Raw genomic sequence first — 20,648 nt, 5'->3', positions numbered from 1 at the left:
TCAAAACTACCTCTCGAGTAGGGTCCGGATCGCCTCGACCACTTCGGCAGGCGCCTCTTCTGCCATGAAGTGACCTGCGGACAGCGTGCGGTGCTCGAGATCGGGCGCCCACGCTTTCCACAGGGCCTCGGCGTCGTAGCCGAGCATCGAGCCCCAGTCCTGCTGAATGACCGTGACCGGCATGTGCAGTTGGTTGCCCGCCTCCCGATCGGACTGATCGTGTTCGATGTCGATGCCTGCCGACGCCCGGTAATCAGCAACGATCGACGGCACCGCCTCCCGTGAGGCGCGCAGGTATTCCGCCCGCACGTCTACCGGAATCGCTTCGCGGTTCTGCGTCCACACGTCGAGAAAGTACTCGAAGAACGCATCGGCGCTGGCGCTGATCATCTGCTCGGGAAGACCAGGTGGCTGAGCCATGAGATAGAGATGGAACGCCACAGCAGCATTCGATCCATGCAGGATGTCCCACATATCCAGGGTGGGGAGCACGTCCAGCGAGCCGAGTTGCGTGATCACATCCGGATGATCCAGCCCCGCTCTGACGGCAACCAGTGCGCCACGATCGTGGCCGACGAGGGCGAACTTCTCGTGTCCCAATTTCCTCGCCACCTCGACGATGTCGGCAGCCATTGTTCGTTTGGAGTAGGTGTCCGGGTTTTCCTCGACCGGTTTGTCGCTGGCTCCGTATCCGCGGAGATCCGGGCAGATGACGGTGTGATCCGACGCCAAGGCAGTGGCTACGTGACGCCACATGAGGTGAGTCTGAGGGAAGCCGTGCAGAAGGACGAGTGGTGTTCCGCTTCCGCCGACCGCGACGTTGAGCCGCACTCCGTCTGCTGTGGAAATCTGCTGGTAGTCGAAGCCTGGAATGGTGATAGTCATCGATCGCTCTCGTTAGTCGGGGTGATGGCAGGTCGGGGTGATGGCAATCAGCTTCGCCGCAGTCGATGAGCGTTCGATGAGCGCGATAGCGTGGGGAAATGCGAGACCACACATTTGAAGCCCCGGCTTTGGGAGTGCTCGGACCCGTGGTCGCGTGGAACGAGTCTTCACACCAGATCGATCTGAAGGGTCCACGACACCGAGCGGTCCTCGCTCGTCTCGTCGTCGCCCGCGGACGTGTTGTTCCCGTGGACGTGATTGTCGACGACCTCTGGGTCGATCCTCCGTCCGGCGCTACCAGCGCAATACGTACGTTCGTTTCCGCATTGAGGCGTGCGCTCGAACCGGATCGCGCGCCGCGAAAGAAGCCGAAAGTCATTGTCACCGAAGGGCCCGGTTACGCCTTTCATGCAGCACCCGACGCGGTCGACGCTTGGGAATTCGAAAGACTGGTGCGAGAAGCCGCAGATTCGACGCCGGCGCAATCACTCGAACTGCTCCGAACCGCGCTGCAGCTGTGGAGAGGGCCGGCCTACGCGGAGTTCGCCGACGAGCCTTGGGCCCGAACGGAGCGATCACGCTTGGAGGAACTGCGTCTGACTGCCGTCGAACGCTTGGCATCCGCGCAGCTCGATCTCGGGCGAGCTGCCGAAGCGATTCCCGATCTGGATGCCCACGTGACGGAACACCCTTGGCGCGAGGATGGTTGGCGACTACTCGCTCTCGCGCTGTACCGGTCCGATCGTCAAGGCGATGCTCTGGCAGTCCTACGTCGCGCACGGAAGTTACTCGCCGAAGAGTTGGGCATCGACCCTGGCCCACGGCTGAACGACCTCGAGTCCGACATTCTCCGCCGGGAAACCCACCTGGATCCTGCAGGGGCAGAACAGATCTTCAGTCAGGTTTCGGCAGCGTACGACCGGACCGTAGCGGCAGGATCGAAATCGAGACTGGAGTCAACCGTCGGCCTCCTCCGAAGTTTGGCAGTTGCGGGCGGAAGCGGACTCGAGACTGCCCGAAACCAACGACTGACAATCATCGGCGCCGCTGAACAATTGGACGACGTCGAACTCACCGCGCGGATCATCGGCAATTACGACGTGCCCGGGATCTGGACGCGATCCGACGATCCTCGGCAGGCTACGCAGATCGTCGAGGCCGCTCAGCGCACTCTCGATCGACTTCCGGGCGGCAACGAACCCGCTCGGGCGAGACTGTTGGCGACAATCGCACTCGAATCGCGCGGACTGCCCGGTCATCACGGTCTCGAATGTGCCCGTGCCGCAGTACAGATCGGTCGCGCTCTCGACGATCCAGGGCTCCAGGCCTTCGCTCTGAACGGATTGTTCATGCAGACGTTCTGGACTAACGGTCTGGCCTCCGAGCGCGACGACATCGGCCGTGAACTGGTCGACCTCGCCTTTCGACACGGCCTGGCTACCTTCGAGATCCTCGGCCATCTGATCCGCATGCAAGCCCTCAGCGCCCTTGGGCAATTCGATGCAGCCGAGCTACATTCCGAGACGGTTGATCGATTGGCCGGACGTCACGAACGCCCGTTGGCAGCGGTGTTCACCACCTGGTTTCGCGCTATGCGTACTGCCGCTGCCGGCGCGGAGGCCGCGCACTGCGAGAAGCTGTACGAAGCTGCGGCGGTCAATCTTTCCGATGCCGGCATGCCGGGTCTCGCGGACGGCATACTCCCTCTCGCAATTCTCGCCCTCCGCGTATGGCGGGGACTGCCGGCGATTTTCGACCCGACCACGCAGTGGGGCCCCTACGAACCCTGGGCCCGGCCACACCTGCTCATCGCACAGGGGCAGACGAACGAAGCAGCGAAGGCCGTCGAGGCATTGCCGGACCCGCCCGAAGACCTACTCTCCGAGGCACTGTGGTGCTTGACTGCCGCAGCGGCGACTGCAGTCGGCGACCGTCGAGTCAAGGAGCGTGCGCGAGCGGCGCTCCTACCTGCCGCCGCCGAAATAGCCGGCGCCGGAAGCGGAATGCTCACCGTGGGACCCGTCTCGCACTACCTGGCCGAATTGGAGCAGGGCTGAACCGTCAGGTGAATGCAATCACCGTCTCACCCCACGCCTCCCGGATCTCGCGGTCGAGATCAGCGACGACGGCATCGCGTTTGTCGATCAACAGTGTCGAGCGTGTGTCGGTGTCGTAAGTGGGCCACCCCGGGTCCGCACCCAGTTCGCGATCGTCCCCGGCGTCGTAATCGCCTGCAGCTCTGGCAAAGTCCAACCACCTCGCCTGCATGCGCTCAGAGACATGACGCGCCGCGCTCAAGCCACCCAACTTGTAGGTAATGTCTCGTGCCCCGTGGTTGATGTTGCCGAAGACGTAGGCAAGTTCGGTGCCGTGGGTCGCACCGATCTTCAGCGCCTTGAGCATCGGCGGCGCGTAGTCGAAGCGATACAACCACGTCGGCGCAACCTTGCTGTGCGCCTCGGCGATCCACAACGTAGGCAGCCGGAATCCGAAATCACGGGTCAAACCGAGACCGGCGCCCAGCTTGGACAGTCCCGAATACGCGCCTTCGATTTGAGAATGATCCGGTAGCTCGAGTCCTGGATGCTCGTCGGCGATCTCCGCGAACATCGACGTGATCACGACGGGATCGATCGGCATCAACGGCGACTTCATCATCCGGAAGAGCGAAGATTCGTCCTTGTTGGTTCCGATGATCAGCGGAATCGGGTGTGCATTGCCGTGACGGAACGCGCGCACCGGGTAGTCAGGGAGCAGATCACCGTCGACGATCGGCGCGAACGCCAAAGTGCCAGGCGTCTCCTGGGGGACGCGAGCAAACAGTTCGTCTGACGGCCCGATCAAGTCTTCGGCAGACGTGGACCGCAACAGACCCAGATCGCTTCCGCCGCTGAAGATCTCGAGAAACAGCTTCGCGACGATCTCACCACGTTCACTACCGTACACCGAAGTGGCGGGCGAACTCTCGGCAATAGCGCGATGAAACAGGCCGCGAGCGGACGGGACGGTCATCAGCGTCGTCACCGCGCCGCCACCTGCCGACTCGCCGAACAACGTCACTTTGTCGGGATCGCCACCGAAAGCCGCGATGTTGCCTTGAACCCATTGCAGCGCTGCAATCATGTCGCGGAGAGCGACATTGGGCTCGAAGGTATGTTCACTCGAATTGAAGGACGAGAAATCGACGAAGCCGAACACACCGATGCGGTAGTTGATCGAGACGACGACAACGTCGCCGTTCTCAGCCAATGTGGTTGCGTCGAAAAGTGGTTGGCTGGACGCTCCGCGGAAATACGCTCCGCCGTGAATCCAGACCATCACCGGTTTACCCGGCGCATCAGAACCGACGGGGCCCGGTGCCCACACGTTGAGGAACAGGCAGTCTTCGTCCATCGGAACGTTCTCACCGAGCGGGATCATCGCGAGCCGACTTTGCGGCTCACACGGCCCGAATTCTGTTGCGTCCTGGACCTCGGTCCACGGCTGCGGCGGAACCGGCGCGCGAAATCGCAGCGCACCGACCGGAGGTGCCGCGTAACGAATCCCCTTCCAACTCGACACCGAGCCTTTCGTCGATCCTCGAACCGGCCCGTACGTTGTCTCGACTACCGGCGCTTCGCTGGGTGTGATCGTCATTCGATTTCTCCTCGAAAACAAGTTGCTACTTCGACAGGGCTTCGACAACGTGCGAGAGTTCCAATGCTGCCAGCATCAGGAACAAAACGGTCATGATTGCCGCATTGTGGCGGATCAGAGTGCTTTTGGTGGCGCTCAGTGCATCGGTCACCTTCGCCGAGGGCACGGCAGCCAATGCTGACAGCACGATCAAGGCGATGGACGCCGCTACCGCGAACAGAACGGAGTACGCGATCACTGATACCCAGCCGAGGCGCCCGCCACCGATGATCGAACCTGCCTTGAGTTCGAGCGGCAGGTTCTTCGCGTTGGGTACGGTCAACAACAGTCCCAGAACCGCAGCTTTGGCCGGTTGCATCGAGTCGATCTGCGCCAGCCACGACGGCATCGCCGGCTCGGCATCGTCTTTCGGACGGCCACGCCAACTCGAGTACGCGAGCGCCAGAAAACCGACAGTGAACACGACGGCGAACACCGTCTGGACGGTATGCGCGCTGCCGCTGGACTTCGATTCCACTCCGGTGGTCGAGAGTGCCGTCGCTGCTGTGATCGCTGCCGCGGCCAGCACGATGCTCGCGGTGTACGCGAATGCATTTGCCTTCGCCCGAGTGGACAGCAGGATCGCGATGATCGCAACCAGAGGAATCGGGCTGATGACGACGCCGGTGGCGAGTGGGATGAGCTGCGCAGTAATCGATTCCATTTCTGCGACCGTACAAGCGGCCAATCCGGCCATTGGCGAAACGTTCGGCCTCCACGACATCGCCACTCACGGTGTCACAGAAGCACGGCTGTGAGGACCACCCGGTCTTCCTCTTCGACAAGTTCGAGGGACGTTACCGTACCGGCGAGCGATTCAAGCCCGATCCCTGAGTCCCGTGCCACCGGCAGCCGACCCGGCGAACTGATCCGCACTACTACCGCCCGAGCATCGGCGAGTGTCACCTCGAGGAAGACGGGCCCTCCTGCACCGTGTTTCACGGCGTTGGTCAGTCCCTCCGACAGGATCTCCACCACGCTGTCGAGCCGAGCGGAGCCGGAACCGATCACCGCCCAGACTTCGTCGTCGACGTGACTGACGACCGGAATTGCGTATCGCCACACCGTGACAAGATCATCGATACGCTTTCGGGCATCGGAGTCAGCCGGCTTATCGGATGACGCAGACAGGTCGCTTTCCAAGCCGTCGAGAATGTGGGCAATGGTTGCCGCAACATCGACTGGGCGACCGGCAACGGCGCCCGAAGACCATGCGGCCGCTACGAGTTCGCCCTGCACCGACGAGTGCAACAACCTGGCCAGTCCACGTCGGGTGTGCATGAGCTCGGCATGGATACGAGCTGCATCGAGCGCTTGCCGGCTCAGGGCACTGCGGAGTTGACGCTCCTCGTCCTGACGCTGCGTATCCGCAGCCCTGATCAGGCAGACGGACAGCGCAACCAACGGGTAGACGGCCATCGACGAGAGATAGAAAGTCGGGGTACGGCCGAACACCGTCAGGAGCAGCCACGTCGCGGTACTGCTGATCAGCGCACTCGAGCAGTACACCGCAGAAAGAGTCGCGATCCGTCTCAGAGGGCCGTCTCCGCTGCTGACAACTCGGCGAGCGCACGCATTGCCACCGACGAAGAGCCAGAAACCGACGCCGAGCTGGACCGCCGTGAACGTCACGCCGTAAGTCGTGAGCAGGTAGACGGTCACCAGTGCCGTGTACGCGAACACCGGTACGTACAGTGGCGCCGGTTCAACACTGCGTACGACGCCGATCAGTCGATCTCTCGCCGTCAGCCGCACAGTCGGCGTCGGTGATTCGATCGGGGGAATCTCCCGGAACAGTCGATGACTCATCGGGCGAACCACGTCGTCGGAGATTCGCTTCAAGAGAGCTGCTCCTCGCACTCCCTCGAGTTCCGTTTCAGCAACCGCGTGCATGACCGTCTCGATACTGCGCTCGAGCTCTCGCCGACACTGCGCACGGGTTTGGCCGAGGCGGAATCGATCCCGGGTCTGTTGGAGTTGGACGGCGGCCCCGGCAACCTTCAAACTCCGTTGCAGCGCGAGGCGGTCACGGAGAGCGCTTACCAGTACGGCGGTCAACGACAAGAAGACAACGCTGCACACGACGTTGAGTGCCACACGGACGAGCATCGGTCTGGGGTCGACGGGGAGTTCGAGCGAGCGGGTGATCGCGTCGAGGACGAACGGGCGGATCGCGCCGACCACTGCGAACAGGGCCAGGGCTGCGAGCTGCGATCGGTGCGCTGCAAGAACAGCCCTCGCCATCAGCAGCATCAGCCCGACGACGCAGTGGGTCGCGAAGGCGCCGACTGCCATCACGCCTACTTCGCGCACCCCGGTACACAGGTAGTAGTTGGCCATCACGGTCACCGCGAACGGCAGCGTCAGAATCCAGGACCACTTGGTGACGATGTTCCGATCACCGAGTCGAAGCCACCACTCGCGCGGGTTCACACCGAGTCGGTCACTTCGGGCACACCGAAATGGCGGATGAAGATACTCGCAGCAAGCACTCGCGGATTGGTGGACGAATCGTGCGTCAATCCCAGGCTCTCGAGAGTGCGCGCGATGAGCTTCTCCACACCTCGGATCGAGGACCCACGATGCGCTGCGATTGCGCTGTTCGACCACCCGAGCGAGATGTAACGCAGAAGATGGAGCTGTGATCTGGTGAGGCTCGACAAGGCGGAGTCCGGATCACTCCCGAGCGCCGGTGGCTCGGTTTCCGTCAACGCGGCCTCCACTACGCCGATCAACTGATCCGCCGACTGGACAGCCGCCTTGTCCACGAACAGCGATTTCGGCGGCACACCCGCAGAACCTGGCGCTGTCGATGCGTTGGGGTAGTTCGTCAGGAACACGATCGCGCAATGCGGAGCCTTCACGGTGACGATGTTCGCGAGATCGACGCCGTTCGGCCGCACGCCAAGGTCGATGTCCGTGACCAAGAGGTCAGGATCGAATCCGTCGAACTCCGTGAGCGCTTCGACCGCCGATCCGGCCGTATGGACCACGAAACCGGCGTGTGTGAGCGTGTCACCGACGAGCGCACGCATCAGTGGTTGGTCTTCCACCACCAACACCCGTCGCACCCACTGGCTGGTCTCCATGACCAGAGATTAACCGTTGGGAGAGTGCGTATTCGACCGAGCAGGTGGTGACGGATTCCGAGTAACACGGCAGTTATCAACCATGCGGGTTCCAAGCATTTCGCCCGATATGTCCCAAGCGTCGGAGCGCAGGGTGTTCCGAGTACACACCCCTTCGACCATCAGGACGGGCCATGACCGCACCGATCACCCCGAAGAACACCGCAGTACGACGAGCCACTTTGCTGGCAGTATGCGTGAGCACCGCAATGCTCATGCTCGACATCGCCGTCGTCAACACCGCCCTGCCGTCGATCGCATCCGATCTCGATACCGGAGTCAGCGCCCTGCAATGGGTGATCGACGCGTACACGCTGGCATTGGCGACGGTGGTTCTCAGCGCCGGATCGTGGGCAGACCGACGGGGTCGACGCCATGTTTTCATCATCGGCATTCTGTGGTTCACCACGGCATCTCTGTTCTGCGCTCTGGCGCCGAACATCTGGGTGCTCGACCTCGCGCGGGCCGCTCAGGGTATCGGCGGTGCCGTACTCTTCGCCTGCTCACTTGCCTTGCTGGCGGACGTGTTCGAGAAGGGTCGCCAGCGCGCGACTGCTCTGGCTGCATACGGCGCCACGATCGGGGGCGCGTTTGCCGTCGGCCCACTGGTGGGCGGGTTGCTCACCGAGTTGTTGGATTGGCGCGCAATCTTTTTGATCAACGTTCCGATCGGGTTGATCACACTGGCGATGACGGTGCGGTGGGTTCCCGAGTCACGCGATCCTCGACCTCGCGGCGCGGACGTGCCCGGGCAGATTCTGGTGTCCACCGGCCTGGCAGCTCTGGTGTTCGGTTTGTTACGCGGTAACGAGGATGGGTGGTTCGAGCCGCAGCCGATGATCGCCGCGGTGATCGCCGCGGCCGCCATGATCGGTTTCTCCCTGCACGAGCTTCGTACCACCGAGCCCATGCTGCCCCCGCATCTGCTCGCCAATCGGGCCTTCGCCGGAGCGCAGATCGCAGCGTTCTCGATCTCCGCCTCCCTGTTCGCGGTGTTCGTCTACACGACCATCTACCTGCAGAACGTGCTGCATCTGTCTCCCGTGGACGCCGGCCTGGTGTATCTACCGGCGACGATAGCGATGTTCTTCGTCGCGGGCGCCACCGCGAAATTGGACGGGCGCATCCCCGTCTCGGTCTCGTTGACGTGCTCGCTTCTACTCGTCTCGGTGGGGCTGGTCATGATGACCGTCGTCGACGTGACCAGTTCGCCGTACGCGATACTTCCCGGATTTGTTGTCGCGTGCGTGGGGGCCGGGGTGTTCAACCCCGTCATGAGTGGGTTGGTTCTGGGCGAAAGCACTTCGAACCATTCCGGATTGGCCGCAGGGATCAACGACGCGTTCCGGCAGACCGGCATCGCAGTCGGGGTTGCCGTGCTCGGCGCCTTCCTTCCGGCGCAGTCGATGCTGCCCGGCGGATCACCGGACGACTTTGTCGGTGGACTTCGGTTGGCACTGTTTGTCGCAGCCTTCATCGCAGCTCTCGGTGCGTTGGTCTGTGCGGCGACGCTGCGCACTACCAGCGTCAACCAGACTCTTTCCGAGGAATCCGAGCAGATGTTGACGAGAACTAGTTGACCGTTTTGTCCTGCATGTATGAATTTCGCTCCTTAGAATCGAACCGTCCTGCATCCGCAGGTACGAGGGGAAACGGATGATCTATCGACTGCTCGGGCCGTTGGAGGTCGCACGGGGTCCGGCGACGAGCGACGTGATCGATCTGGGCCCTCGAAAACAACGAACGGTCCTTGCCGTTCTACTGCTCAACCGTGGTCGCGTCGTCTCCACCGACCGGCTGATCGATGCTCTCTGGCACGACGACGCACCGGCGAGTGCGATGGCAAGCATCCAGGCGTACATCTCCAACCTGCGCCGAGCGCTACGCGTCGAAACCGGTACGGCGTCACCGATAGTGCGTCAATCGCCGGGCTATGTCCTCGAGGTCGCTCCGGCAGACGTCGATCTGTCGGTGTTTCTCGACGACGCCGAAACGGCGCGACAACACGCTGAGAACGAACGGTGGCAGGAGGCTTTGACGACCGCTGACCGTGCCCTCGCCTCGGTCCGGGGGCAGCTTCTGGACGACCTGAACGACGCGCACTGGGTGGAGGTGGAAGCCGCAGCCTTCGAGGAAGTGCGGACCGAGTGCCGGGAGACCCGGATAACGGCGCTTCTGGCTCTGGGGCGCCTGGCACCCGCGCTGGTCGAAGCTGCTCAACTCTGTGGCGAGTACCCGTTCCGCGACCGGACCTGCTGGCTGCGAATGGTTGCCCTGCATCGGGCGGGCAGGTCACCGGAAGCCTTGGAACAGTTTCGATTACACGCGTCTCGGCTCGACGCCGAGCTGGGACTGGAGCCCGGCGGGGAGCTGACAGCATTGCAAGGCGCGATCCTGCGCCACGAACCCGGCCTGGCCGCCTGGCCGCGCACTCCGGGATGGACGGGGGCCGAACAAGTGTCGGTCCCGGCTTCTCCCCCAGCGTTAGCAGCGATGCCCGAGACGGATTCCTCACGCTTGTTCGTCGGGCGCGACGCTCAGACGATTGTCGCCGACAAGATGCTCGACGACGTTCGCCGTGGCTCACCTCGCTGGTTGATCTTGACCGGCCCCGCCGGCATCGGCAAGACACGATTCGCCGAGGAGTGTTCGTCGAGAACAACGTCCATTCGAGGAGCCACCGTCTGGGCACGTTGCCCGGAGGACGACGGAACGCCGCCGTGGTGGCCGATCCGCCGACTGGTTCGGGAACTCGGAGCCGACGCCGATTTCGTACTGACGCCGCCGACGGACATCGATCCGGACGAAGCGAGATTTGCCGTCTACGAACGGGTTCGCACCACCATCGAAGCTGCGGCGAAAGATGCACTGTTGACCGTCGTCATCGACGACATTCAATGGGCCGATCCCACGTCCCTTCGTTGTCTGACCTACCTGGTCGGCGCAATGACCAGTGCCAGAGTCTGGTTCGTGTCGACGCTCCGAGACTCGGAAGTCGGGCCGGCAGTGCGCAAGTTCGAGGAAGCCGTACTCCACGGCGAAGGAAACCGAACCATGATTGTGCCGGCGCTCGCGCAGGGCGAGGTTGCAACACTCGCAAGGTGCGTCTCCGGGGACACGCTCGACGACGCGGAGGCGCGAACCCTGGCGGAACGAACCGGCGGCAACCCGCTGTTCGTCTCGGAGTACGCCAGGCTTCCCCGGAACGAGCGACTGGGCGACGGCATCCCCGTCGCCGTTCGATCTGTCCTCGGTCGACGGCTTGCCGCAGTGGAACCGGCAGTGTTGCACGCTCTTCGGGTTGCCGCAGTTATCGGCGACGCCATCGAGGTGTACACACTGGCCGCAGCCACCCGTCTCGATGTCGACACTCTCGCCGACCATCTCGACGCGGCTGCTGATGAACGAATCATCGTCGCGGACTCGGCAAACGGCGGTTACGTCTTTGCTCACGGCCTTCTCCGAGACGAAGTCCTCGAAGCGATACCCACGCTTCGTCGCCAGCGGATACATGCCCGAGTTGCCGAAGTGCTCGAAAATTCCTCCGATCCGGACCGGCTGAGCCGCCGCGCGCAACATCTGATGTCGGCACTTCCCCTGGTCGATCCACTCGTCGTTCTGGAGGCATGCACGGCTGCAGCTCAGGATGCGACCGATCGGTGGAGTTCGGAGACCGCGGCCGAGTGGTGGGAGGCAGCTGTCCGCGCGTTCGACTTACTTCCGGTGTCCCAGCAATCCGCTGACGATCGGGACGACCTGCTGGTGGCCAGAGTCGAGGCCCTCGCCCGCGCAGGTCGAGGGCAGACAGTTCTCGACGTCGTCAATGCCGGTCTCCTCGAGGCTGTTCGGGAGGGGCGAACCTCCGCCGTCGGACGATTGGCAGGCGCATTACTTCGGGCCGCCGGTGCGTGGCCGTGGGTTTCCTACGGTACCGATCCGGGACCACTGCTCGAACGGCTCGCGGCGGTCGAGCCCTTGGTCGAGAACGACAGGTCAGCTCACGCACGGGTTCTTGCTGCGCTGGCGGTGGGAAGTTGCTACCACCCCGAAGCCGAGATCCCGAATCGATGGAGCGCCCGTGCTCTCGACATCGCCCGCGAACTCGACGATCCGGATGTGATCGCGGACGCGCTGCTCGGACGGATTCTGCTTTTCTCCGGAGTCGCGGTGCACAGCGCGGAGTCCATGCGCCTACTGCGCGAGCTTTTCGAACTGCCGCACCAACAATCGCGTGTCGACAGCGTCGTCGCACACGCCGTCGCGAGCATGACGGAGATGAATCTGGCCAATGTCGATGCTGCCGTCAAACACGTCAGGCAGGGGATCATCGGCTGCGAGCTACTGAGACTCCCGGTGGTTCGGGTCCAATTACGTTGGATGGAAGCAACTCTCGCCGAATGGTACGGAGACTTCGCGCAAGCCCGCCGGCAGTACGAGACGGCCAGGCAGATCCATCTGCAAACGGAGTTGTACACGGCTGGCAGCGCAGATCTGGCGTTCAACACTCTGGAGTGGGAGCGAGGTGCGTTGGCAGAATCTGATCCCGGTGTCGTGGAACCTGATTCGTGGAACATCGCCATCGACGCCGCCCGAGGCGAGCGCGACGCCACTTCCGAAGGCATCAAGAAGTGGCTGATCAATCGCGGGCCACAGACGTGGACGACATTGGGACACCAGACACTACTTGCACGCGTCGTGGCTGATCTGGAACTGGTCGAATACGCCGACACCTTCATCGGCCTTCTCTCGCCACACACCGGCTGCATCGCAACGGTAGGCCATGTCGGTGAACTGGGCTCGGTTGCCGAAGCCTCCGCGCGTCTGCACGCGCTTCTCGGTCACGTCGAGCAGGCATCGACTCTCCTGGATCAGGCCGAGAAGATCGCAACTGGCTCCGGCGGAGCACCAACACTGCTGCGCTGTCGACTGCTTCGGGCGCAGCTCCGAGAGCCGTCCGCCGAACGTGAACGGGAGCTGACGGAAGTGGCGGCCGAATCGGAGACACTCGGCATGCGGGGCGTAGCTGAACGAGCGCGATCGACATGGCCCTGAACTGCGAGAATGCGCTTGGATAAAACTTGGATCCGCTCGGGATACATACGTCAAGAACCACCCAAGCCTGTTCGGACATCCTTCCCTTGACCGAAAGACGGATGAGGAAAGGAAGACCATGAACCTTCAAACCCCCACGCTCGACGCCGCGGTCGAATCACTGCGCGCAGAGGTGACCGGCTCCGTTTCCCTGCCTGGCGAAACGGGATACGAGTTGGCGATTCCGTGGAATGCAGCGGTTCCCGTCGCGCCTGGCGCTGTGGTGGCAGTCGAGAGCGCGCAAGACATTGCCGCAACTGTGCGATTCGCGGCGAAGTTGGGTCTGCGCGTCGGTGTTCAGCGCACCGGCCACGGCGCGGTCCCTCTCGGCAGTGACGTTCTCCTCGTCCACACCGGCAGGCTCACGGAGTGCGTCGTCGACCCCGAAAACCGCACTGCCCGAATCGGCGCGGGCTTGATCTGGCAGGACGTCATCGACGCTGCCGCACCCCACGGCTTGGCGCCACTGGCAGGTTCTTCACCCACGGTTGGAGTCGCCGGCTTCCTCACCGGCGCCGGCATCGGCCCGTTGGTGCGCACGTACGGGCTGTCGTCGGATCACGTTCGTTCGTTCGACATCGTCACCGGCAGTGGCGAACTCATTCATGTCACCCCCGTCGAACATGCCGAATTGTTCTGGGGACTGCGCGGCGGCAAGGCCACACTGGGCATTGTCACAGCCATCGAGATCGACCTACTACCGGTCACCCACTTCTACGGCGGTGCACTCTATTTCGACGGCGCAGATGCAAGCGCGGTCGCGCACGCCTGGCTGGACTGGTGCGCCGACCTGCCTGAGCACAGCTCGACCTCTCTTGCCTTTCTGCAACTTCCACCCCTTCCACAGGTTCCGCCACCGCTGGCCGGCAGGCTCACCGTCGCGGTCAGATTCGCAAGTCTTGCCGAGGAATCCGATGCCAAGTCACTGATCGACCGAATCCGTTCAATCGCAACACCCTTGATCGACGCAGTCGGTGTGCTGCCTTATGCCGCCCTCGGGGCAGTGCACGCCGATCCCGTCGACCCGATGCCGACGCACGAATCCACGGCATTGACCAACGAGCTGTCACACGAGGCCGTCGACGCACTGCTCGCCGCTGCCGGCCCCGGATCCGGTTCACCCCAAACCGTCGTCGAATTACGTCTCCTCGGGGGCGCCCTCGCACGGGAACCTGAGCACCGCAGCGCCTTCTGCCATCGGGACGCTGCCTTCTCGCTGTTCACCGTCGGAGTTCTTGCCCCACCGATGGTCGACGCGGTAGTCCCGCACGCCGAGACTCTCGGACGAACGATGGCGCCATGGACGAACGGGCATGCACTGCCCAACTTCGCGCCGAGCGTCGACCCGGAGAAGATCGCCCGCACCTACGACGAGGACACCGCTCACTGGCTGAGCGCTTTGGCGGACACGCATGATCCACAGGGAGTTCTGGCCGTCGGTCAGGTCATGCGCCGGATCTCCTGAACTTCGCCAACTCTCGCAACCGGACCAGATCCCAGGCGTGCCGGGGGCGACGGATACCCGGTCGATCTCGGGGGACTCTGACCCTCAGCGCCTGCGGACTGACCGTGCATCTGACCGGAGTTGGCATCACCAGCGCCTCGCCGTCGACGCCGACCGGAATCTCGTCGGTGTCGGCGTCGACGATCACCTCGAATCCGGTGCCCTGAGCCAGACCGTGTTGATGCGCCCTATGGAGCAACCCGATGGCCTGACGTGCACTGCTGACGGAGATCGCGACGATTCCGAGAGTGCCCCGGTCCAATCGCGGCCGATGACCGAGCCCCGCCAGGTCGTTCATCTCGTACGGGCCGTTGCTGACCAGCACAGCCTGTGGACCCACCGCGGACACGCTCGGGGAGCGCGCGGTCAGCACCGCTCCGGCACGTCCGGCGAGGAGATCCGGGAGCATCTGCAAGAAGGTGCTGGTCTTGGCGTCGCGGTACTCCGGACTCTGGACTACCTCGGCGTACGCCCCGAACGATGCGTTGTTGACGAAAGTTCGACCGCCGACATTTCCCAGATCCACCGTGACCTCGACGCCGTCGACGAGCGCGTCGAGGCACCGAGATGGATCCTCGAGATCGAGCCCCAGATCCGCGGCGAAGTGGTTGCGCGTTCCCGCGCTGACGACGAGGAAGGGCAGGTCGTGTTCGGCCGCGACAGCAGCAACCAGTGCCTGTGTTCCGTCGCCACCGGCAACACCGAGTAGGTCGGCGCCGTCCGCGACCGCCTGCCTGGCCAAGGCCGTCACGTCGATCTTCTCGGGCCCCTCGAGCAGTGCGACCGTGGCCCCCAGTTCCTCGGCCTTGCGTTTCAAGTCGAACTTCTCGACCTTGCCACCACCGGAGTTCGGGTTCATCACGAAGAACGGCTTGACGGGCGGCGGTGCCGGTCGCTCGACAACCGGCAATTCCTTCTCCTCCCCCGCCAAGGCGGTGCGAGCGCAGATACCGGCTACGACGAACAACCCGATCGCGAGCAGCACCACCCACAGGAGTCGTTCTCGGACCAGGAAGGTGAGCACCACGATCGGCGTCAGAACCGCCACGGCCAACGAGAGCCAGCGGAGGAATCCGCGGGTCGTCAGAAACCAGTACACGGCCACGACGCACACGACCACCCCACCGATCCCCAGGATCAGCATGGTCAAGGTTTTCAGTCCGGCGAAGATCAGGAGCACCGCGACTGCAAGAACCAGGGCCGCAAAGGCTGCGCGCGCCAACCAACTCTGTTTCGACGAGGGCCGATCCGTGTGGGCAGAGGTCGTCATCGAGCCACCTCCCCGCGATTGTCATTTCGGCCGGTACTTCGACGCTATCCCTTCGAAGCAGGCCAGTCACCTACCGGCAAGAATCTCGCGATCGCGCACTGCTACTTTATGACGACACCTCGTCATAAAAAGGAGTAGCCGTGACAACACCGACGTCCGAAGCGTGGGAATCCGCCGAAGGAACCCTGACCGGCATTCGGAAAGCCGGACTCCACGGACTACGTTGGACGGCCTGGTTGGCCGGCGCGACAGGTCTCGCACAATTGGTGTCGATCGGGCTGAACTTCACCGACACTGTCAGCGGAATCGTTCCGGCCACGTACCCGCCTGTAGATGTGGCGTGCAGCGTCGTCACGCTCGTTCTTCTGGTCAGCCTGCTTGTCGGCCGCCCCAACGGTCCCGCGATGTTGTCGAGTCTCGCCCTCCTCATGGCCATGCTGATGGCGCCCACCCTTCACAAACATGCACCCGAGTCGCTCTGGCTGGCGGCGGCACACGCCGTCTCGGTCGTCGCCGTCATCACGCTGTCCGTGATGACTTCGCGGTTCTCCAGTGCCGAGTTGGATCGGTCGTGACACCGGATTCACCCCTCTCGCTTGCAGCTGAGGAATGGATCACTGATCTCACTACCGCGGAGATGGAGCGATTGCGCAAACGCACGACGCTCACACTCGCCGAAGAACAAGAGGTCTGCCGATCCGTACGCTCGATCGCGCAGCAGATGATGCTCGCACCCGTCTCGATGTGGCAAGGTGATCCGCGCCTTGTTGCGGACCTGTTCGACCTCCCCGTGACCGTCAATCAGACCCAGGAGGATCGACCATGCCGAAGTTGACCGGTGGTGCGACGACCGCAGAGCACAAAATCGCCACCCGAGAAGCCATGTTGGACGCATTCATTCGCGAACTTCACGAGCAGGGTTGGCAAAACGTGAAGCTGCAGACCGTGGCCCAGGCGGCCGGCGTCTCGCGGACAGCGGTGTACAACTACTTCCCCGACAAATCCGCGTTGCTGCTCGCCTGGTCCACACGCGAGATGGACAGATTCCTACTCCTGGCCGAGCGTGAACTCGCGGACCGCGAGAATCCTGTGGACCGACTCGAAATCCTCGTCAAACTGACACTCGTCGAGTTCTCACTGCAACGATTCACAGGAATCGCGTTGGTCGAATTGTTGTCAGCGCAGGATCGCGAAAGTTTCCTCGAACATATTGTCCCGCTGTCGGTTCTGGTCGAACAGGTCGTCCAGGAAGGTGTCGACGCCGGTGTCTTTGTCGATTCCGATGCTGCCGCATCCGCGCAACTCATCCTCGCCTGCGTGGAAAGCCGACGCCCGATGCTCATGGCCGGCGACCGAGTGGACGCCGTCGTAGCGACCACCGTCCCGTTCATCATGCGCGCGTTGGGCGTTGCGTGGCCGACTTCCCTCGCGGCCGAACCCTCCGATCGCTCTGCTCACGATCGGTAGGATCGCAGATATGCATTTCGACCTCCCGCCCATCGATCAGCAGGCCGAGCGATTGATCGAACTCGGTGTTCACGAGATGGCCGGACTTTCTGCCGGCGATGTCAGGGAGGCCGCAACCGGGCACGGTGATGTCGGACTACTCACCGTGCACGAAAAACTGGCTCCGGCTTCAGTTCTGACTCCGCTGCTCGAGCTCGAGAACAAGCGCGGATTCATAGTCGTCGACATGGCGGACGTCGATTTGTTCGCCCCCACCGAGCAGGCAACGCTGCCCGAAAGCTCATTACATCTGCTCAGTGGAGTCGACCGCGGGGATCACCTGGCCAACTGGAGCCCGGACGAAGCATTGCCCGCAATCGTCGACGCACACCGTACGCCGCTGACGCTTACCGAAGGCATCCACTGGCTGTTGCAGCGCCCCGACATTCTCGAACGCGGAAAGTGTTTCATGACCATCGGCTCCCGACTGCGCAAACCTGACGGATCCTTCGACACCAGAACTCCCGCCGTGTGGATCAGCAACGGAACCGGTCGCGACGGCAAAGACAACCGCAAAGCCCCGAAAGTCGGGTGGTGCTGGTGGGGTAACCGCCACACGTGGTTGGGGTTCGCATCGGCGAGCGACCGGGTACCGCTCCCGAACTAGAGCACGGTTGCGCGGTCGAATCGGTACCGATCCTTCCACGGCATCTCGGCCTCGAGCATTGCAGCGGCAGAAAGTAATTCCGCGTCGCAACCCCATTTCGCCGAGATCATGATGCCGAGTGGAACGCCGTCTTCCGTCCAACCGAGTGGCAGACTGATCGACGGGAAACCGGTTGCATTGGCGACGACGGTGTTTCCGGTGAAAGCGACCATGTCGATCAGTTCGGTCGCGGGATCTTCGTCGTTGCGCAACTCCCCGATCGCAAGCGGCGGCTTCGTCACAGTCGGAGTGACAACAAGGTCGGCGTCGGCGTAGTCGAGACTCCATCGCCGCGCCCAGGCCTGAACAATACCGATTGCCGCGGCCAGCTCACCCGAAGACACCTGGTTTGCTTGAACTCGCAAGTGCTGCACTATCGGACGCAGAAGGTGTTCGTACTCCTCCGGGATCGGCTTGGTTCCCGCCAATGACGAGAACATCTTGACGAAAGCATCGATGAAAATGTCATCGCGAGCCTGCGGTCGCTCGAACACGTTGTGACCCAGCCCCTCCAACACAGACCCAACCTTCGATACAGCAGCCGAGAGCTGCGCATCCACGGCTCCGCCGGAGACCGATCCGTGAGCAAGAGCGACGGTCAAGGGGCGAGCCCGAACTCCCCCAGCCTGTACGACGAACTCTTCGAACGACTTCGGCCGAGGCGGGTGGATAGTTCCGGCGCCGGGTCGCGTCGCCAGAACGTCCAGCAGCGCAGCGGTATCGCGAACTGTCCGGGCGATCGGCCCCTTGCTTGCAAATCCGAAGTTGTCATGCCCCGCCACGCCCATCGTGATCAAACCGCGGCTCGGCTTGAGGCCAACGACTCCGCACGTACTTGCCGGCGAACGCAACGAACCGGCGGTGTCACTTCCCTGTGCAAACGGCACCAGACCAGCGCCGACGGCGGCAGCAGCGCCGCCACTGCTGCCGGCGGCACTCCGCGTGCGATCGAACGGGCTGCGAGCAGGCGGAGCGACTTCCGGCTCGGTGTAACAGGCTGCCCCGAACTCGGGCACCGTCGTCTTACCGATGTCGATCAACCCACCTTCTCGGATCGCCTCGACGATCTCGTCGTCAGCGTCCGGCACGAAGTCGCGAAAGAGCGCCGATCCGAAGGTCGTGCGAATGCCGCGCGTTGCGTCGAGGTCTTTGATTGCCGTCGGAACGCCGAACAGACGCGGAAGGGGCCCGGCGTCCCGCTCGTCCAACCTGCGCTGCGCTTGTTCGGCGAGGGCGACTGCGTGCTCCCCGGCGATCGTCGTGAAGGCGCCGACGTCATCGGAAGTGGTCGCACGGTCGACGAAGTACCTGGTGACTTCGGGAATCGAGACCTGTTTGGCGGCGATAACACCGGCAAGTTCGACGGCGGACAGTTGATGGAGATCGGTCATCGGGCAGCGCTCCTTGGAGGTCGATGGACACTTGTAATTTCGATACGCGTATCGCTATTGTTGTCAGCATGGTATCCGAATCCACCAGCTCTGCAAGGGCTGGTCGACCAAAAGCATTGAGTCACAGACAGATTCTTGATGCCGCGGCAGAGATCGCCGATACGGACGGCCTGGATGCGGTGTCATTTCGAGTGCTCGCCGAACGACTCGGCATATCGCCGATGTCCGTCCACCGCACAACCGGCGGCATCGACGCCTTGAGGCGAGATCTGATCTCGACTCTCGTAGGCGAAGCCGTCTCGTCGATCGACTGGCCGACCGACTGGCGCGGGGTTGCCCGCACGTTCGCCTACGGCCTCCACGACCTCCTGATGCGCCATCCCCTGGTCCTGGAAGCCCATCGGCAGGCATCACTGGAAGCACCCGGGGCCGACGATACCGCCCACCGAGTCGTGAGCGCCCTTTCCTTGGCAGGCCTCGAGGACGAGCAGGCCACGTACGCATACGGCGCGCTGCATGATTTCGTCACCGGACACGTCGCAATTCAATTGGGACGCGGCGCTTTCGACAGCGCACCTGCCGATCGACGCGAGGCATCGGTGTTCGCACTTCATCACGATCCCACCCGAAGGTTCGAGTTCGGAGTCGCCCTCATCCTGGACGGTGTGGCGTCGATCGCGCAGCAAGGAACCACATCATGACGAGCAGCGTGACCACAACCGAAATTCGCGACGCGTCGGGGCGTCGTATCGCATTCTGCGAGTACGGCGATCCGACTGGCAACCCGGTAGTCGTGGCCCACGGATCACCTGGCAGCCGATACGAAGGGCTCTCACTCCACAACGCGTCTTCGACGGCAGGCATACGGCTGATAGTCCCCGATCGACCCGGCTTCGGACGCACGGATCCGTACACGGACAAGGGATTTCATTCCTGGGACGACGACTTCGTCACCCTGGTCGATCACCTCGAGTTGGGCTCGGCCACACTGATGGGTTTCTCCGGAGGCGGCGGTTACGCGCTCGCAGTCGCTGCAGCCGTTCCCGAACGAGTCTCGAAACTGGTGCTGGCGTGCGCCATGATCCCCGGGGCACCGCGAGATACTTTGCGACGCAGAATAAAACTGGTATCTGCGTTGTACTTTGCCGCCACCTGGGCTCCCCGTGTGGCCGGCGCAATGCTCGCAGGAACCGGAGTGTTCTCCAAGCTACGCAGCGACTCAGTCTCGATCTGGCCGGCCGCCGATCAGGCAGTCATGACCGACGAGGTACATCGCCCCGCCCTCCAGTTGGATTCATCCGAAGGGATCGCACAGGGCGGATCCGCAGGGGTTGTCGACTTGGCTCGGTATCGCCACGAGATGCCTGGACTCTTCCAATCGATCTCGGTACCAACGGTTTTCCTACACGGAACCGACGACGGAAACGTACCCATCGAAGTAGCCCGCTGGGCACACTCGTTGATTCCCGACTCTCGCTTCGAAGAGATCAACGGAGGCGGCCATCTGTTCGTCGTCGCGGACCCCACTCCACTCCTTCGCGCCCTCGCCTAA

Annotated in this window: 17 protein-coding genes; 10 read left to right on the top strand and 7 right to left on the bottom strand. The window is 63.0% G+C overall.

Annotation, left to right across the window (positions count from 1 at the left end):
• Nucleotides 1-6: 6 nt before the first annotated feature.
• Nucleotides 7-885, bottom strand: coding sequence for an alpha/beta fold hydrolase (locus G4D79_RS06945; RefSeq protein WP_003942926.1), 879 nt, complete (start codon nt 883-885; stop codon nt 7-9).
• 98 nt (nt 886-983) lie between these two features.
• Here G4D79_RS06945 and G4D79_RS06940 point away from each other — a divergent pair, with 98 nt between their 5' ends.
• Nucleotides 984-2,942 (top strand): BTAD domain-containing putative transcriptional regulator, encoded by a 1,959-nt coding sequence (locus tag G4D79_RS06940; RefSeq protein ID WP_099697199.1) that lies wholly within the window; start codon nt 984-986, stop codon nt 2,940-2,942.
• A gap of 4 nt (nt 2,943-2,946) precedes the next feature.
• On the opposite strand, the gene G4D79_RS06935 is transcribed toward G4D79_RS06940, so the two are convergent.
• The 4 genes from G4D79_RS06935 to G4D79_RS06920 form a co-directional block, all read right to left on the bottom strand.
• The gene (locus G4D79_RS06935) at nt 2,947-4,521 is read right to left on the bottom strand and encodes a carboxylesterase/lipase family protein (RefSeq protein WP_003943103.1); all 1,575 of its coding nucleotides are present in this window, start codon (nt 4,519-4,521) and stop codon (nt 2,947-2,949) included.
• Nucleotides 4,522-4,546: 25 nt separating this feature from the next.
• The gene (locus G4D79_RS06930; RefSeq protein WP_180279559.1) at nt 4,547-5,224 is read right to left on the bottom strand and encodes a GAP family protein; all 678 of its coding nucleotides are present in this window, start codon (nt 5,222-5,224) and stop codon (nt 4,547-4,549) included.
• Between the two features lie 74 nt (nt 5,225-5,298).
• Entirely contained in the window at nt 5,299-6,993 is a 1,695-nt protein-coding gene (locus G4D79_RS06925; protein ID WP_099697201.1) for a two-component system, sensor protein, read from the bottom strand.
• Nucleotides 6,990-7,649 (bottom strand): response regulator, encoded by a 660-nt coding sequence (locus tag G4D79_RS06920; protein WP_180279560.1) that lies wholly within the window; start codon nt 7,647-7,649, stop codon nt 6,990-6,992. Before G4D79_RS06920 ends, G4D79_RS06925 begins: the two co-directional genes overlap by 4 nt.
• A 173-nt stretch (nt 7,650-7,822) precedes the next feature.
• Here G4D79_RS06920 and G4D79_RS06915 point away from each other — a divergent pair, with 173 nt between their 5' ends.
• The 3 genes from G4D79_RS06915 (at nt 7,823) to G4D79_RS06905 (ending at nt 14,244) form a co-directional block, all read left to right on the top strand.
• A complete protein-coding gene (locus G4D79_RS06915; protein ID WP_099697202.1) occupies nt 7,823-9,268 on the top strand; it encodes an MFS transporter in 1,446 nt (481 codons plus the stop codon).
• A 76-nt stretch (nt 9,269-9,344) separates the two neighbouring features.
• Nucleotides 9,345-12,740, top strand: a complete 3,396-nt coding sequence (locus tag G4D79_RS06910) for a BTAD domain-containing putative transcriptional regulator (protein WP_099697203.1) — start codon at nt 9,345-9,347, stop codon at nt 12,738-12,740.
• A 118-nt stretch (nt 12,741-12,858) separates the two neighbouring features.
• The gene (locus G4D79_RS06905) at nt 12,859-14,244 is read left to right on the top strand and encodes an FAD-binding oxidoreductase (RefSeq protein WP_099697204.1); all 1,386 of its coding nucleotides are present in this window, start codon (nt 12,859-12,861) and stop codon (nt 14,242-14,244) included.
• On the opposite strand, the gene G4D79_RS06900 is transcribed toward G4D79_RS06905, so the two are convergent.
• Complete coding sequence (locus G4D79_RS06900; RefSeq protein ID WP_099697205.1) at nt 14,225-15,553, bottom strand: diacylglycerol kinase family protein; 1,329 nt, start codon at nt 15,551-15,553, stop codon at nt 14,225-14,227. The genes G4D79_RS06905 and G4D79_RS06900 overlap by 20 nt on opposite strands.
• A 140-nt stretch (nt 15,554-15,693) precedes the next feature.
• Here G4D79_RS06900 and G4D79_RS06895 point away from each other — a divergent pair, with 140 nt between their 5' ends.
• The 4 genes from G4D79_RS06895 to G4D79_RS06880 are packed head-to-tail and all read left to right on the top strand — an operon-like array spanning nt 15,694 to nt 17,666.
• Nucleotides 15,694-16,128 carry a hypothetical protein gene (locus tag G4D79_RS06895; RefSeq protein ID WP_099697206.1) on the top strand — a complete coding sequence of 145 codons (435 nt, stop codon included), beginning with the start codon at nt 15,694-15,696 and terminating at the stop codon, nt 16,126-16,128.
• The gene (locus G4D79_RS06890) at nt 16,125-16,388 is read left to right on the top strand and encodes a hypothetical protein (protein WP_007730221.1); all 264 of its coding nucleotides are present in this window, start codon (nt 16,125-16,127) and stop codon (nt 16,386-16,388) included. The genes G4D79_RS06895 and G4D79_RS06890 overlap by 4 nt, the downstream gene beginning before the upstream one ends.
• A complete protein-coding gene (locus tag G4D79_RS06885) occupies nt 16,376-17,020 on the top strand; it encodes a TetR/AcrR family transcriptional regulator (RefSeq protein ID WP_042451661.1) in 645 nt (214 codons plus the stop codon). Before G4D79_RS06890 ends, G4D79_RS06885 begins: the two co-directional genes overlap by 13 nt.
• 10 nt (nt 17,021-17,030) lie before the next feature.
• A complete protein-coding gene (locus tag G4D79_RS06880) occupies nt 17,031-17,666 on the top strand; it encodes a DUF5701 family protein (protein ID WP_099697207.1) in 636 nt (211 codons plus the stop codon).
• On the opposite strand, the gene G4D79_RS06875 is transcribed toward G4D79_RS06880, so the two are convergent.
• On the bottom strand, nt 17,663-19,096 hold the full coding sequence (locus G4D79_RS06875) for an amidase (protein WP_054188292.1): 1,434 nt from the start codon (nt 19,094-19,096) through the stop codon (nt 17,663-17,665). The genes G4D79_RS06880 and G4D79_RS06875 overlap by 4 nt on opposite strands.
• 116 nt (nt 19,097-19,212) lie before the next feature.
• Between G4D79_RS06875 and G4D79_RS06870 the strand changes: the two genes are divergently transcribed.
• Both G4D79_RS06870 and G4D79_RS06865 read left to right on the top strand, forming a co-directional pair.
• Nucleotides 19,213-19,797 carry a TetR/AcrR family transcriptional regulator gene (locus G4D79_RS06870; RefSeq protein WP_230359246.1) on the top strand — a complete coding sequence of 195 codons (585 nt, stop codon included), beginning with the start codon at nt 19,213-19,215 and terminating at the stop codon, nt 19,795-19,797.
• The gene (locus tag G4D79_RS06865) at nt 19,794-20,648 is read left to right on the top strand and encodes an alpha/beta fold hydrolase (protein WP_099697208.1); all 855 of its coding nucleotides are present in this window, start codon (nt 19,794-19,796) and stop codon (nt 20,646-20,648) included. Before G4D79_RS06870 ends, G4D79_RS06865 begins: the two co-directional genes overlap by 4 nt.

It is taken from the genome of Rhodococcus sp. WY5, assembly GCF_018588185.1.
Classification (GTDB): domain Bacteria; phylum Actinomycetota; class Actinomycetes; order Mycobacteriales; family Mycobacteriaceae; genus Rhodococcus_F; species Rhodococcus_F qingshengii.
Note: the sequence above shows the minus strand (reverse complement) of the source record. Positions and strands in the feature narration are given on the sequence as shown.